Genomic DNA, 14,395 nt, shown 5'->3' with positions numbered 1-14,395 from the left:
TCTTTCGCTAGAGGACCATCCGGTTGATCTTCCCGGATGTTTTTTCTTAACATCAGAAAGTTTAAATCCGTTACACACCTGATCGGGGAACTTCCGCTCAGGTTTTTCTTTTATCGGTCTGTTTGTCGATCGTCCCGCCTTGTTTCAGGAGACAAGAACCAGTTGCATTTTTATATAAAATAGGTTTTACTTAATGAAGATATTGGGTATTTTAGATAGATAGGCAGTGGAAATGCCCAAGAAAGACTTTCGAAGGGACGTGTAATACCCCATGAGCAGCCCATATACGCTGAAGATTACCGCGGAACAGGCTAAGGAAATGCCGATGGTGGACCTCGCATTCGAGGTGCTGAAGGCGTCCAATACCCCGTACTATTACCGGGATTTGATGCAAGAGATCGCCAAATTGAAAGACTTGTCCGACGATGGGGTTATGCAAGTCATTGCGCAATTATATACGGAAATTAACATTGACGGCCGATTCGCCTGCGTAGGCACGAACCTGTGGGGACTCAAGCGCTGGTATCCGGTCGACAAGTCCGAGGACGGAGTAAGCAACTCCAAACATCCGCGCATCATCAACGACGATGACGACGACGAGGAAGACTACTACACGGAGGAAGAAGAGTCCTACTCGGAAGAGGAAGGCGAATACACCAGCCTCGACGGAGAACGCAACGAATTCGAGACCGAGGACGACGAATTCTTCGAAGCCGAAGTGGATGAAGAAGGCATCGCAGGCGAAGCGCTAGAAGAGGGCGGCGAGGAAGAGCTGGAGGGCATCGGGGAAGACGAGGAAGGCGACGACGAAGCGTTCGAGGACGGCGAAGAAGGCGACGGCGAGGACGATTACAGCGACGACGACGAGGAAGAAGACAAATAGATTGGCGGGCGGCTTGTCGAGGTGCATAACTTGCCTTGACAGGCCCTCCCCAAATGGGTAAACTATTTTTTGGGCTTAATAATCTACAATTCGTTAACAGTCGAAAAGTGCCCCGTTTCCACGGGTGTGCTTTTATTTTTTTTGCGTACTCTAATAGCAGGACTGGAACCAGACCGATCGGAGGGTAAGACAAAGTGACCAAATATATTTTCGTAACAGGCGGGGTCGTGTCGTCCTTAGGCAAGGGCATTACGGCGGCTTCACTCGGCCGATTGTTGAAGAATCGCGGCCTGAAAGTAACGATCCAGAAATTCGATCCCTACATTAACGTCGACCCGGGGACGATGAGTCCCTACCAGCACGGGGAAGTATTCGTAACCGACGACGGAGCGGAGACCGACCTGGACTTGGGTCACTACGAACGGTTCATCGACATCAACCTGTCCAAGAACAGCAACGTCACCACCGGGAAAATATATTCGTCCGTCATCACCAAGGAGCGCCGCGGCGATTATTTGGGCGGGACGGTGCAAGTCATCCCTCATATTACGAATGAAATCAAAGATCGGGTATTCCGAGCAGGACGCGAGACGCATTCCGACGTAGTCATTACAGAGATCGGCGGAACCGTCGGCGACATCGAGAGTTTGCCGTTCCTGGAAGCGATCCGGCAGATCAAGAGCGATATCGGCCGCGACAACGTGATGTACATTCACGTGACGCTCATCCCGTACCTGAAGGCGGCGGGCGAAGTGAAGACGAAGCCGACGCAGCACAGCGTCAAGGAGCTCCGCAGCATCGGCATCCAGCCGAACGTCATCGTCTGCCGGACCGAGCATCCGCTCGCCGAAGACATGAAGCGCAAGCTGGCGCTGTTCTGCGACATCGACGAGAATGCGGTCGTCGAAGCGGCGGACGCCGAGACACTGTACGAGGTGCCGATGATGCTGCGCGCGCAAGGGCTCGACGACATCGTGGTCAAGCACCTCAAGCTCGACAGCTTCCAGCATCCGCCGGACATGCGGGAGTGGGAGCAGCTCGTGCAGCGCGTGAAGCAGCTGCAGCACACGACGGAGATCGCGATCGTGGGCAAGTACGTGGCGCTTCACGACGCGTACCTCAGCATCGTCGAGTCGCTCGGCCACGCCGGCATCGACTGCAATTCGGACGTCAACATTCGCTGGGTCAACGCGGAAGAAATCTACGACCACAACGTGCATGAGCTGCTGGGCGGCGTGCACGGCATTCTCGTGCCGGGCGGCTTCGGCGACCGCGGCATCGAAGGCAAGATCTCCGCGATCCGTTATGCTCGCGAGAAGCAAATTCCGTTCTTCGGCATTTGCCTGGGCATGCAAGTAGCCGTAGTGGAATATGCGCGTTCCGTCGTTGGTTTGGAGGGAGCGAACAGCTCCGAGATCCAGCCTACGACTTCATATCCGGTCATTGACTTGCTGCCGGAGCAGAAGGACATCGAGGATCTGGGCGGCACGATGCGCCTCGGCCTGTACCCGTGCAAGATCGGGGAAGACACGCTGGCGATGCGCTGCTACGAGGACGAGCTTGTGTATGAGCGTCATCGCCATCGGTATGAGTTCAACAACGAGTACCGGGAAGCGATCGAATCGGCCGGGTTGAAAATTTCCGGCACATCTCCGGACGGCCGCCTCGTCGAGATCGTCGAGCTGCCGGGCCATCCGTGGTTCCTGGCGGTGCAATTCCATCCGGAATTCACATCCCGTCCGAATCGTCCGCAGCCGCTGTTCAAACATTTCGTCCGCGCCTCCCTGGAGTATGGGATGGAAGCAGCCGACTAAGCGTAAGCGATTGAAGGAGAAATAAAACTTTTTCTGTAAATCCTTCCTAGGAATGTCCAACCAGGCAGGAGAATGATTGAGCATTAGCGAATACCTACTAAGCAAAAGTAGGAACCGAGTTCATTCTCAAGTTCTCATGCTGGTTGGATAGGGAGGGATATCCGTTGGACAAAAAGAAAGTGCTTATTGTCGACGATCAAAACGGCATCCGGGTGTTGCTGGTTGAGGTGTTCAGCAGCGAAGGCTATCATACTTCTCAGGCATCTAACGGCAAGCTGGCGCTGGAGATTGTGCGCAGAGATCCGCCGGACCTGGTACTCCTGGATATGAAGATTCCGGGAATGGACGGATTGGACATCCTGAAGCACATCAAGCAGATCAACCCTTCCATAAAAGTCATCATGATGACCGCCTACGGAGAACTGGACATGATCAAGGAAGCGACCGACTTAGGCGCCTTGATGCATTTCACCAAGCCGTTCGATATCGACGACCTTCGCCAAGCCGTGAACAAGCAGCTTCGCTCGCCGGATTCACCGCGAATGGCCATCGGATCCTGACGTTTCAGGGTCCGTTTTCTTTTTTATGGTACCGTTGTACAGGACAAGCTGTTACCATTTAGCTTCGGATTGTGGTATAATACTTCGGAAATCAATCGTAGGAGGATCACACAAATGCCACTTGTTTCAATGAACGAATTTCTGCCGAAGGCCAAAGCCGGCAAATTCGCCGTCGGTCAATTCAATATGAACAACCTGGAGTTTGCACAGGCTATTACCGATGCGGCGATCGAAGAGAAATCGCCTTTTATTTTTGGTGTCAGCGAAGGCGCCTTGAAGTACATGGGGATGGAGTACACGGTAGCGATCGCGGAAGCGGCCGCCAAGAAATCGGGACTGCCGATCGCCCTGCACTTGGATCATGGCAGCTCGTTCGAAGTGGCGATGAAATGTATACGCGGCGGCTTCAGCTCGGTTATGTTCGACGGCTCGCACTACTCCCTGGAGGAGAACATTCGCCTGACCAAGGAAGTGGTGAAAGCGGCTCACGCGATGGGCGTATCCGTCGAAGGCGAGCTCGGCACGATCGGCGGCGTCGAGGACGACATCAATGTCGATGAAGAGCATGCGAATCTGGCCAAGCCGGAGGAAGCGATCCGCTTCTACGAAGAGACGGGCGTGGACTGCCTGGCGATTGCCGTAGGGACGGCGCATGGCATGTACAAGGGCGAAGTGAAAATCCACTATGATATTATTGAGAAAGTATCGAGCGCGGTTCCGGTGCCAATCGTCCTGCACGGCGGTTCGGGCGTACCGGACGAGGCGATCCGCTTGTCGATCCAAGCGGGCGTAGGCAAGATCAATGTGAACACGGAGAACCAAGTGGCTTGTACGGATGCGATTCGCGAAGTGCTGGCCAAAGATTCGAAAGTATACGACCCACGCAAATACTTGACCCCGGCTCGAAAAGCTATGGTGGAGGTCGTTCGGACCAAGATTCGTCTGTTCGGCAGCAGCAACCAAGCTTAAGGATGACACACACGGGATCCGCCGTCGCTGGGCGGCGGGTCTTTCTTTTTCGGGATGACGGCATCTCGACCTCTGCAGAACGATGGAATAAGCGGGAGCGGGCAAGCGTAGTTTTGTAGGGGCAGCTATTGGGTTGTGGGGGGAAAGGAACGGATGACGGGTAAATTGATGATTGCAGGGGGGCGTCCGCTGCGCGGTACGATTACGATCAGCGGGGCGAAGAACAGTGCGGTCGCATTGATTCCTGCCGCGATTTTGGCGGAGAGCACGGTAGTGCTGGACAATTTGCCGCAGATCAGCGATGTCGGTATTTTGGCCGAGATTCTGGGGGAACTGGGCGCTAGCGTAGAACGGGAAGGGGATTCAATGCGAATCCATCCGCAGTCGCTGAAGTCGATTCCGATGCCGAACGGCAACGTGAAGAAGCTCAGAGCCTCCTATTACTTGATGGGCGCGCTGCTGGGGCGTTTCGGAGAAGCGACCATCGGCTTGCCGGGTGGCTGCAATTTCGAACCGAGGCCGATCGATCAGCATATCAAAGGGTTCGAAGCGCTAGGGGCGGAGGTATCGAACGAGAACGGCGCCATCCATATTCGGGCCAAGGCGCTTCGCGGGGCGAAGATTTATCTGGACATGGTCAGCGTAGGCGCTACGATTAATATCATGTTGGCGGCTTCGCGAGCCAAAGGCATCACTTTGATCGAAAATGCGGCGAAAGAGCCTGAAATTATAGATGTTGCGACATTGCTGAATTCCATGGGAGCCAAAATCAAAGGCGCCGGAACCGAGACGATCCGGATCGAAGGGGTAGACGCCATGCAAGGCTGTCGCCATTCGATTATCCCGGACCGGATTCAAGCCGGTTCCTATATGATTGCAGCCGCGGCTACGCGAGGCGACGTGCTGGTGGACAACGTCATCCCGAAGCACCTCGAGGCGCTGACGGCCAAGCTGCAAGAGATGGGCGTCCATATTTACGAGATGGATGAGTCGATTCGCGTAGTAGGACAGCCGGAATACGAGAGCATCGACGTAAAGGCGCTAGTGTACCCGGGCTTCGCCACGGACCTGCAATCCCCGATGACCAGCTTGCTCACGCAAGTGAAAGGAACCAGCATCCTGACCGACTACGTCTACAACAACCGGTTCAAGCATGTGCCGGAGCTCGTCCGGATGGGGGCCAGGATCAAGGTCGAAGGCCGCTCGGCCGTCATCGAAGGCGGATTGCTCCAATCGGCGAAGGTGAAGGCGACGGATTTACGCGCAGGCGCTTCCTTGTTTATTGCCGCGCTGACGGTGCCTACCGGAGAGACGGAGATTACAGGAACCGAGTACATTTACCGGGGGTATGAGAACCTGGTGCCGAATTTGCGCAATCTAGGCGCTGAAGTTTGGGAAGAGTATGAGTAGTGTTGGACATCTGGGGAATAGACACACCCTTTTCAGGCAATGATGGATTTAATAGATTGAAAATTTAATAGTGTGGTGGTTAAGAAACGATGGACATGCATCTTTCGCAATTGGAAACTTTGAAGCTCACGGAGCTGTACAAGCTCGCCAAGGAGCATCAGATTCAGGCGTACAGCCAGATGAAGAAAAGAGAGCTGATCTTCGCGATCCTGCGGGCGCAGGCGGAGAAGGGCGGGCTCCTCTTCATGCAGGGCGTGCTCGACATTTTGTCCGAGGGGTATGGATTCCTCCGGCCGATCAATTATTTGCCGAGCAATGAAGACATCTATATCTCTCAGTCGCAGATTCGCAAGTTTGATCTGAGATCCGGCGATATCGTATCCGGGAAGTGCCGGCCTCCCAAAGAGAACGAACGCTACTTTGGCTTGCTCCAGGTGGAAGCGGTGAATGGCGAGAAGCCTGAGACCGCAGCGGAACGGCTCCATTTTCCAGCTCTTACTCCTCTTTATCCTCAAACCAAGTTCGTCCTGGAAACAACCCCAACGCATCTGTCCACGAGAATTATGGATTTGTTAAGCCCGGTCGGCATGGGACAGCGCGGTCTGATCGTCGCTCCGCCGAAGGCAGGGAAAACGCTGCTCCTGAAGGAAATCGCCAACAGCATCTCCACGAATTATCCCGATGTCGAACTGTTTGTGCTGCTCATCGATGAGCGGCCGGAGGAAGTGACCGATATGCAGCGTTCCGTGAAGGCCGAGGTTGTCGCTTCGACGTTCGACGAGCTGCCGGAGAACCACATCAAGGTTGCGGAGCTTGTCATGGAGCGGGCGCAGCGGTTGGTGGAGCACAAGAAGGACGTCGTCATTCTGCTCGACAGCATTACGCGTCTGGCTCGCGCCTACAACTTGGTCGTGCCGCCTTCCGGACGGACGCTCACGGGCGGTATCGATCCAGGTGCGTTCCATCGGCCGAAACGGTTTTTCGGCGCGGCGCGCAACGTGGAAGAAGGCGGTAGCTTGACGATTCTCGCTACGGCGCTGATCGAGACCGGCTCGCGCATGGACGATGTCATTTATGAAGAGTTTAAAGGTACGGGCAACCTGGAGCTGCATCTGGACCGCAAGCTGGCGGAGCGCCGCATTTTCCCGGCGATCGATATTCGCCGTTCGGGGACGAGACGCGAAGAGATGCTCATGACGAAGGAAGAATTGGACAAAATTTGGGCTATCCGCAAAACGATGAACGAATCCCACGAATTCACGGACTCGCTCTTGAAGAAGATCGCCGAGACGAAGACGAACCGCGAGTTTCTGGACACGCTCGAGACGAAGCAAGAAGCGTCGAAGCGCGTGAAGCACTCGGTATCGTAGTCGTCGTTGCCGCGATGCCTGCGATAGCGTAACAGATAGGGGACGACTAAGATGTATCTCGTATACGCCGATTCGGACGGGAATGTGTTCGATCACGACGAGCTGCTCGGTCTGGGCCGCAGTGCGGATATGATCACGGAAATATTGGAGGACGAGTTTATTCCGCTGCCGGAAGGCGCGACGCTCGTCAGCTTGCCGGACACCCGTCCGATCGGCTGGAACGAAGCCGCGCAGCGGATGGAGCCGCTCGAGGGATACTCGGCGGTCGGGGCTCTGCTGCCGCAAGGGTTCACCCGACTGCTGCTGCCGGGCTACGCCAAGACGGACAAGACGAAGAAGTTCCCGCTGTTCGGCTATACGGCGGTCGTCTGGAAGGACGGCGGCTTCTATGTAGCAGCGGAGCGGACCGACGATCCCGAGCCTTGGAACCCGCGCAATTGCGATGTGCATGAGTTGGAGATGCAGGTTGGCGCGCTGGCCAAGAAATACCCGGACAACCGCCTGTACCGGCATTTGACGAAGTGCGCGCTGGAGTATGAGTGCTTGACGGCGTCCAACACCTTCCTCCATCGGTTGGAAGGCGCGGTGCCCGTCTCGTATTCGTGCAACGCCGGCTGCTTCGGCTGCATCTCCGAGCAGCCGGACGACAGCGGCTTCCCGGCGCCGCAGACGCGGATGAACTTCAAGCCGACGGTCGACGAAATCGTGGAGATCATGCTCGAGCATCTGAAGACGCCGGACAGCATCATCAGCTTCGGCCAAGGCTGCGAGGGCGAGCCTTCCACACAGGCGGCCTTGATCGTGCCGGCGATGAAGCGCGTGCGCGAGATCACGCAGAACGGCTACATCAACATCAACACGAACGCCGGGTTGACCGATCATATGCGGGCCATAGTGGACGCCGGGCTGAGTCTGATGCGCGTCAGCACAATCAGCGCGATCGAAGCGCATTACAACGCCTACTACAAGCCGCGGGCCTATACGCTCGCGAATGTGGAGAGGTCGCTCAAGTACGCGACGGACAAGGGTGTCTACACGTCGATCAACTATTTGATTTTCCCGGGCGTGACCGACCGCGAGGAAGAGATCGAGGCGATGCTCGGCTTTGCGAAGCGAACCGGGCTCAAGCTCATTCAGATGCGCAATCTGAACATCGATCCGGAGAGCTATCTGAATCTGATCCCGAAGCCGCAAGGCGAGATTTACGGGATGAAGCAGATGCTCGACATTTTCCGCGCCGAGCTCCCGGACGTGGTCATCGGCTCGTACACTCACGTGCCTCCGGCTGCCGTTGGCAGATAAAAGGAGTTGCACAGGCTGTGCCTGCGTGCTATAATCGCGTTATGTGTCTATATAACTCTGGTTCGACGCACAGATCCAGGGCGGAAAGAGGTGAAGTATAATGAAAGCTAACACGCATCCTAAGTACCACGTTACTACCGTCACTTGCGCTTGCGGCAATACGTTCGAGACAGGTTCGATCAAGCCTAACCTTCGCGTAGAAATTTGCTCTGCTTGCCACCCGCACTTCACAGGGAAGCAGAAGTTTATCGATGCCGGCGGTCGTGTGGATAAGTTCAAGAAGAAGTACGGCGTATAAGACGTCCGTTTTCCTTGGATTTCATAAGCATACAACGTCCTCTCTTGGCCATCCTAAGGTCAAGGGAGGTTGTTTTTTTATGTGGACCATCAAACGTTTCGCCGTTGTCGGACTGGCGGGGGCTGCGCTGCTGACGGCGATCGGCTGCTCCGGGGCTGCGCCCGAAACCAAGACGTACGACAACGACGGCTACCTGGGCATGACGAACGTCAACCCGAGCTTGCCGATCAGCCCCACGTACCATACGTATCAAGTCGATACCGACATGATGAAGGCGGCGCTCGCTTCGGTGCCGGGCATCTCCGATTCCCGCATTATCTTGAACGGCTCGCGCGCCAGCGTGAAGCTGTATGTGCCGGACGGTACGTCCGATGCCGACGTCGCCCGCATTCGGCAGGAGGCGCAGGTGGAGCTAAGCAAAGCGGTTCCGCGGTATACGTTCACCGTTAAGGTTGCCAGGTAGTGGCGGTTGCTATTTGTCCTTCATTCGGCTATACTTATTTTTACCGTGCTAGACGGGGAGGTAGCGGTGCCCTGTAACCCGCAATCCGCTGTAGCGGGGTTGAATTCCTGGAGAAGGTCTTGTCGATGTAAGGCCTGCCCTTTATACGCAGTGTTGACGGTCGGGTCCTCCGCAATGGATACTCGTGAACCCGGTCAGGTCCGGAAGGAAGCAGCCGTAAGCGAGAGCGTTCATGTGCCGGGGGGCAGCCTAACTCGAGCTAAACGGTAGAGGTAACGCTTGGATCGCAATGATCGACCACAGGTGCACGGCTTACTCATGAATCACCAATCGCATGTACATCAGGAGCACACTGGATGGTAAGCAGCCCATTCGGTGTTTTTGTTTTTCGTAAAAAAGGGGATCGTCCGCTCTATAGCGAAATGTATTTTTATGGAACTCGAGCTTGTTCGCAAAGGTGGTCATAGTTTGCAAGATGCATACCAAGCCGGAGGCCCAAGTCTGTTGCAGCAATTTGCCGGCACGTTTATCAAGGATGTCAACCTCGGGGTGCTGCTGATCGATCATAACTTCCTGCTCGTGGATATTAGCGATACGGCTTGCCGCATTCTCGGCGTGGACAAGGACGCAGTGATCAACCGGTCCATGGACGATGTGTTCTGCATGGTGCCGAAGGAGCATCGGCTCGTGCAGCGTACGCTGTTGGACGGGGTGGAAGCCCGCAATCAGGCGGCCAGCTGGACGAACGATTCCGCGCGGTTTGAGCTGCTGATGGATTCCAGCTTGTTGCGCAATGAAGCAGGTGAGATCGTAGGCGCGTATGTGATTTTCAAGGATGTCACCAACATCCGCTCGCTCGAGCAGCAAGTACAGCGCAGCGATCGGTTGGCGATGATCGGGCAGATTGCGGCGGGCACAGCGCATGAGATTCGCAATCCGCTTACTTCCATTAAAGGCTTCCTGCAGGTGCTGAACCGCCAGTTCGTGACGATGGGCATGGAGAAGGAACAGGGCTACACGGAGCTGATGCTGTCAGAGATCGACCGGATCAACGAGCTGGTAAACGAATTTCTGCTGCTCAGCAAACCGAAGCATGTTTCGTTCGATCGCATCGACCTGTCTTCGGTGCTGCGCGAGGTACTGCCGATCATCAACAATCAGGCGACGCTGCATAATGTGACGATCTGCTACCAGTCGGTGTACCGGCTGCCGCTCGTCATCGCCGATCAGGCGCTGCTTAAGCAGGTATTCATTAATTTATGCAAAAACGGCATCGAAGCCATGGTGGCGGGAGGGACATTGACAATTATCGAACGGGTCAGCTTTACGGACAACAAGGTACATATCGACATTCATGATGCGGGTCCGGGCATTCCGGCGTTTCTGATCGACAAAATATTCGACCCCTTCTTCACGACCAAGGAAACCGGCACCGGGCTGGGGCTGTCCGTCTGCCAGCGTATCGTCCACGATCTGGGCGGTCAAATCCGGGTGTCGTCCAAAGGCTTCGGCACGACCTTCACGGTCACCATTCCGATCGCCAGATAGGCGGACCCGGGGTCCCTTCCGTTGGTCAAGGCGGCGTGGATATAGTATAATGAGGGCAGGACTGGATTGGAAAAATACGCGGAGGATCGGGAGAATTCGAATGGCGCACATCGCTTTATACCGCACCTGGAGACCGCAGGCATTCCGGGATATGGTCGGGCAGCAGCATATCACTCAGACGCTACAGAACGCTTTGCGCGAAGGCCGCATGTCGCACGCTTACCTGTTCAATGGACCACGGGGAACGGGGAAGACGAGCGCCGCGAAAATATTGGCCAAGGCCGTCAACTGCGAGCGTGGCCCTGCGGAGGAGCCTTGCAACGAATGCTCGGCCTGCCGCCGGATCACCGATGGCGCCGTGATGGACGTCATCGAGATCGACGCCGCTTCCAACCGCGGGGTTGAGGAGATTCGCGACATTCGCGACAAAGCCAAGTATGCCCCGACGGAAGTCCGGCAGAAAGTATACATTATCGATGAAGTGCACATGCTCACGACGGAAGCGTTCAACGCGCTGCTGAAGACACTGGAGGAGCCGCCCGGGCATGTGATGTTCATTCTCGCTACGACCGAGCCGCACAAGCTGCCGGCGACGATTATTTCGCGCTGTCAGCGCTTTGACTTTCGCCGGGTCGGGCTCGAGGAGCAAGTAGCCCGGTTGCGGCATGTGTGCGAGCGGGAGAACGTCTCGGCCGAGCCGGAAGCGATCGAATATATCGCGCGGCTGTCCGACGGCGGGATGCGGGATGCGCTCAGCGTGCTCGACCAGATCATCGCTTACACCGGCGCGGAGATCAAGTACGAGGCGGTGCTGGCGATTACGGGCGGCATCGGCTCGGAGCAATTCGCCAGGCTGGCGGGCGCCGTGGCCGCGCAGGACATCGGGGCTTGTCTCGGCATGATCGAGACGTTCATGCAGGAAGGCCGCAGCGCCGAGAAATGCATGGAGAACCTGATCTATTACTTCCGCGACATGCTGATGCTGAAGCTAGTGCCGAATGCGCAGCATATGACCGACCGCGTGCTGGACGCCCGTCAGGTCGGTGAATGGATCAGCCGGTTCAGCACCGACCAGCTGTTCCAGATGATTGAGACGCTGAACCGATACCAGACGGAGATGAAATATTCAGCCCAACCGCAGACGATGCTGGAGATTGCCATTATGAAGCTGTGCACCGCAGGCAGCTCGGCGGTCGCTGCCGGTGGCGCGGCTGCGGTTGCCGTCCAGCCGGCGGCGGCTTCGGCTGCCGCTGCTAGCTCAGGCGCAGGTGCGGGTGCGGGTGGCGCCGGTACGGCGGCAGCGGGAGAGCTGGCGGCGCTCCGCCAGAAGGTGGAGCAGATGGAGCGCCAGTTGTCCAAGCTGCTGCAAGGCGGAGGCGCGGCAGCATCGACGAGCACTCGGGAACCGGAGCCGGCGCGGTCGATCATGCGCTCCAGCTCTTCCGGCGGAGGCGGCGCCCGGTCGACCGTCAAGCTGGACGTCTACGTGACGCAGCCGGATTCGGCGCTCCTGCAGCAGGCGCTGGGCAAGTGGAGCCAGGTGCTTCAGCAGGTCAAGGAGCGCAAGATCACGGTCCACGCCTGGCTTGTGGACGGCGAGCTCGTGTCCGCGGCCGGGGAATCGCTGCTGCTCGCCTTCAAGAGCGCGATGCACCGCGAGACGACCGAGAAGCCGGCGCACCGGGACATCATCGAGCAGGTGATCGCGGAGCTGTTCGGCCAGCGGCTGAAGCTCGTCACCGTGATGATGAAGGACTGGAAGGACGCCCAAGCCGGAGCCCAAGAGCCTCCGGAGGAGATGAAGCTCGACGGCGGAGAGGGACAGGCGGCGCAGCCGAAGGAGCAATGGGTCGAGGAAGCGGTCCAGCTGTTCGGCGAGGACCTTGTCGTCATAAAAGATTAACCCGCCGTATTACAACCATATCGAATGACTAATACGAAAGAAGGTTGATTCCGAATGAACAACATGAATCAAATGATGAAGCAAGTGAAGAAGATGCAAGAGCAAATGCTGAAGGCGCAAGAAGAGCTTGGCAGCAAGACGGTGGAAGGCTCCTCCGGCGGCGGCGTCGTGACTGTGACTGCAACCGGGCACCGCAAGCTGACGAACATCGTCATCAAGCCGGAAGCAGTCGACCCGGACGATGTCGAGATGCTGCAGGATCTCGTCCTGACGGCCGTCAACGATGCGCTCACCAAAGCCGAAGAAATGGCGGAGAAGGACATGGGCAAATTTACGGGCGGCATGAAGATGCCGGGGTTGTTCTAGGTCCCGTTTGGCTGGAGCCGGTGGCCGTGCAGAGGCTGCCGGTTTTTTGCTGAACACCGAATTGTTACACTAACTTGCGATTTCATCTTGAGAAAAGGGGCTAATGCGCATGTTCTACCCGGAACCTATTGCCAAGCTGATCGATGCGTTCACCCGGTTGCCGGGCATTGGCCCGAAGACAGCCGGCCGTCTGGCGTTTCATGTGCTGCGGATGAAGGAGGACGACGTGCTCGATTTCGCCAAGTCGCTCGTTAGCGTGAAGCGCAACCTGCACTATTGCTCCGTCTGCTGCAACATTACCGACGTGGACCCGTGCCGCATTTGTCAGGATCGCAGCCGCGACGCCTCCGTCATTTGTGTGGTGCAAGAGTCGAAGGATTTGGTCTCGATCGAGCGCACCAAGGAGTTTCAAGGGTACTACCACGTCTTGCATGGGGCCATTTCCCCTATGGAAGGAATCGGCCCGGATGAGATCCGGATGGCGGAGCTGCTCAAACGTTTGGGAGACGACCAGGTGCAGGAGCTTATTTTGGCTACGAATCCGAACTTGGAGGGTGAAGCGACGGCGATGTATTTGTCCCGTCTCGTCAAGCCGTTCGGTCTGAAGGTAACGCGGATCGCGCACGGACTGCCGGTTGGCGGCGATTTGGAGTATGCAGACGAGGTGACGTTGTCCAAGGCGTTGGAAGGTCGGCGCGAGCTGTAGCGGGTATAGGCTGTTTGTAGAGCCCTGTTTTCGTGGGTAATCGATGGTAGGAGTATCGGTTGCTTATGCGGAGACGGGTTTTTTTGTGTTCTTAGAAACGTCCGTCCCTCATATGGTTAGAATGGAAGCTTATTCGAACGAATGAGGTGAAAGAGATGAGACGTTTTTTTTTCTGGAAACGGTATGAGCAGCAGCAAGCGAACGAGCGGATGCTGTCGGACAAGCAGCGGCTCCTGGCGGATGTACAGCAGGCGCTGGAGGAGTGGAAGCATGCGCAACGCCGACTAGACTACGCCGAGAGCCGCGACGAGATCGATTATGCCATCTTTGCGCTGGAGGCGGCGGAGAAACGCTACGAGATGCTGCTGCGCCAAGCGAAGCATATGAATCTGCATGCGCTGCAGGTCGGATTGCCGAAGGCGGTGGAGGGCTGATATGAACTGGTTCTTCATGGGGATGTTCCTCGTTTCGTCGCTGCTCCTCGTCCTCCTGCTGCTGCGCAATCGCCATGCCCGCCGGTGGTCCTCCTATGTGCTGCTCCACATTGTGGTGGCGGCTATCCTGCTGTATGCCATCAATTTACTGAGTGTCTATACCGATTTCCGCATTCCTATCAATGTACCTACAGTGGCTTCCGTCGTAGTGCTTGGCGTGCCTGGTTTGCTGATGCTAATGGCGATGAAATGGTTCTTGCTGTAGCGGTTGAATCTGGGATTTGACAGGGGACACCGCCCCGTGGTAGAGTAAGATTCTGTCGCTGCGCTATACGGGCGGTGGACAAGCAGGCTGGATGTTTGGGAAAA

General features: G+C 56.5%; 15 protein-coding genes and 1 other RNA gene. All 16 read left to right on the top strand.

Annotated features, from left to right (window positions below):
• Nucleotides 1–271: 271 nt before the first annotated feature.
• The 16 genes from rpoE to PKO02S_RS29005 all read left to right on the top strand — a co-directional run bounded on the left by rpoE (nt 272) and on the right by PKO02S_RS29005 (nt 14,291).
• Nucleotides 272–883 carry a DNA-directed RNA polymerase subunit delta gene (gene rpoE, locus PKO02S_RS29080; RefSeq protein WP_127588518.1) on the top strand — a complete coding sequence of 204 codons (612 nt, stop codon included), beginning with the start codon at nt 272–274 and terminating at the stop codon, nt 881–883.
• 194 nt (nt 884–1,077) lie between these two features.
• Nucleotides 1,078–2,697, top strand: coding sequence for a CTP synthase (gene pyrG / locus PKO02S_RS29075; protein ID WP_127588517.1), 1,620 nt, complete (start codon nt 1,078–1,080; stop codon nt 2,695–2,697).
• A gap of 164 nt (nt 2,698–2,861) precedes the next feature.
• Nucleotides 2,862–3,257, top strand: coding sequence for a response regulator (locus PKO02S_RS29070; protein WP_127588516.1), 396 nt, complete (start codon nt 2,862–2,864; stop codon nt 3,255–3,257).
• A 114-nt stretch (nt 3,258–3,371) separates the two neighbouring features.
• On the top strand, nt 3,372–4,226 hold the full coding sequence (gene fba / locus PKO02S_RS29065; RefSeq protein WP_127588515.1) for a class II fructose-1,6-bisphosphate aldolase: 855 nt from the start codon (nt 3,372–3,374) through the stop codon (nt 4,224–4,226).
• A 153-nt stretch (nt 4,227–4,379) separates the two neighbouring features.
• Nucleotides 4,380–5,636 (top strand): UDP-N-acetylglucosamine 1-carboxyvinyltransferase, encoded by a 1,257-nt coding sequence (gene murA / locus PKO02S_RS29060; RefSeq protein WP_127588514.1) that lies wholly within the window; start codon nt 4,380–4,382, stop codon nt 5,634–5,636.
• Nucleotides 5,637–5,725: 89 nt separating this feature from the next.
• On the top strand, nt 5,726–7,006 hold the full coding sequence (gene rho / locus PKO02S_RS29055) for a transcription termination factor Rho (RefSeq protein ID WP_127588513.1): 1,281 nt from the start codon (nt 5,726–5,728) through the stop codon (nt 7,004–7,006).
• Between the two features lie 51 nt (nt 7,007–7,057).
• Entirely contained in the window at nt 7,058–8,308 is a 1,251-nt protein-coding gene (locus tag PKO02S_RS29050) for a radical SAM family protein (protein WP_127588512.1), read from the top strand.
• A gap of 100 nt (nt 8,309–8,408) precedes the next feature.
• Nucleotides 8,409–8,606: a 50S ribosomal protein L31 gene (rpmE, locus tag PKO02S_RS29045; RefSeq protein ID WP_127588511.1), complete on the top strand. Its 198-nt coding sequence runs from the start codon at nt 8,409–8,411 to the stop codon at nt 8,604–8,606.
• A 79-nt stretch (nt 8,607–8,685) separates the two neighbouring features.
• Nucleotides 8,686–9,069 (top strand): hypothetical protein, encoded by a 384-nt coding sequence (locus tag PKO02S_RS29040; RefSeq protein ID WP_127588510.1) that lies wholly within the window; start codon nt 8,686–8,688, stop codon nt 9,067–9,069.
• A gap of 43 nt (nt 9,070–9,112) precedes the next feature.
• Nucleotides 9,113–9,380, top strand: an RNA gene (ffs, locus tag PKO02S_RS29035) — signal recognition particle sRNA large type.
• A gap of 157 nt (nt 9,381–9,537) precedes the next feature.
• Nucleotides 9,538–10,617: an ATP-binding protein gene (locus PKO02S_RS29030; protein ID WP_246067583.1), complete on the top strand. Its 1,080-nt coding sequence runs from the start codon at nt 9,538–9,540 to the stop codon at nt 10,615–10,617.
• Nucleotides 10,618–10,717: 100 nt separating this feature from the next.
• Nucleotides 10,718–12,520 carry a DNA polymerase III subunit gamma/tau gene (gene dnaX / locus PKO02S_RS29025; protein ID WP_127588508.1) on the top strand — a complete coding sequence of 601 codons (1,803 nt, stop codon included), beginning with the start codon at nt 10,718–10,720 and terminating at the stop codon, nt 12,518–12,520.
• A gap of 54 nt (nt 12,521–12,574) precedes the next feature.
• On the top strand, nt 12,575–12,886 hold the full coding sequence (locus PKO02S_RS29020) for a YbaB/EbfC family nucleoid-associated protein (protein ID WP_127588507.1): 312 nt from the start codon (nt 12,575–12,577) through the stop codon (nt 12,884–12,886).
• A gap of 109 nt (nt 12,887–12,995) precedes the next feature.
• Nucleotides 12,996–13,592: a recombination mediator RecR gene (recR, locus tag PKO02S_RS29015; RefSeq protein WP_127588506.1), complete on the top strand. Its 597-nt coding sequence runs from the start codon at nt 12,996–12,998 to the stop codon at nt 13,590–13,592.
• Nucleotides 13,593–13,747: 155 nt separating this feature from the next.
• The gene (locus PKO02S_RS29010) at nt 13,748–14,026 is read left to right on the top strand and encodes a DUF2508 family protein (RefSeq protein ID WP_127588505.1); all 279 of its coding nucleotides are present in this window, start codon (nt 13,748–13,750) and stop codon (nt 14,024–14,026) included.
• Nucleotide 14,027: 1 nt separating this feature from the next.
• Complete coding sequence (locus tag PKO02S_RS29005) at nt 14,028–14,291, top strand: pro-sigmaK processing inhibitor BofA family protein (protein WP_127588504.1); 264 nt, start codon at nt 14,028–14,030, stop codon at nt 14,289–14,291.
• Nucleotides 14,292–14,395: the final 104 nt, after the last annotated feature.

Source organism: Paenibacillus koleovorans NBRC 103111, from assembly GCF_004000845.1.
In the GTDB taxonomy this organism is placed as follows: Bacteria; Bacillota; Bacilli; order Paenibacillales; family NBRC-103111; genus Paenibacillus_AA; species Paenibacillus_AA koleovorans.
Note: the sequence above shows the minus strand (reverse complement) of the source record. Positions and strands in the feature narration are given on the sequence as shown.

Coding starts and splice junctions, on each gene's coding strand:
- dnaX (WP_127588508.1), top strand. CDS start 10,718: ATGGCGCACATCGCTTTATACCGCACCTGGAGACCGCAGGCATTCCGG.
- murA (WP_127588514.1), top strand. CDS start 4,380: ATGACGGGTAAATTGATGATTGCAGGGGGGCGTCCGCTGCGCGGTACG.
- fba (WP_127588515.1), top strand. CDS start 3,372: ATGCCACTTGTTTCAATGAACGAATTTCTGCCGAAGGCCAAAGCCGGC.
- PKO02S_RS29050 (WP_127588512.1), top strand. CDS start 7,058: ATGTATCTCGTATACGCCGATTCGGACGGGAATGTGTTCGATCACGAC.
- rpmE (WP_127588511.1), top strand. CDS start 8,409: ATGAAAGCTAACACGCATCCTAAGTACCACGTTACTACCGTCACTTGC.
- PKO02S_RS29020 (WP_127588507.1), top strand. CDS start 12,575: ATGAACAACATGAATCAAATGATGAAGCAAGTGAAGAAGATGCAAGAG.
- PKO02S_RS29005 (WP_127588504.1), top strand. CDS start 14,028: ATGAACTGGTTCTTCATGGGGATGTTCCTCGTTTCGTCGCTGCTCCTC.
- PKO02S_RS29010 (WP_127588505.1), top strand. CDS start 13,748: ATGAGACGTTTTTTTTTCTGGAAACGGTATGAGCAGCAGCAAGCGAAC.
- rho (WP_127588513.1), top strand. CDS start 5,726: ATGGACATGCATCTTTCGCAATTGGAAACTTTGAAGCTCACGGAGCTG.
- rpoE (WP_127588518.1), top strand. CDS start 272: ATGAGCAGCCCATATACGCTGAAGATTACCGCGGAACAGGCTAAGGAA.
- PKO02S_RS29040 (WP_127588510.1), top strand. CDS start 8,686: ATGTGGACCATCAAACGTTTCGCCGTTGTCGGACTGGCGGGGGCTGCG.
- recR (WP_127588506.1), top strand. CDS start 12,996: ATGTTCTACCCGGAACCTATTGCCAAGCTGATCGATGCGTTCACCCGG.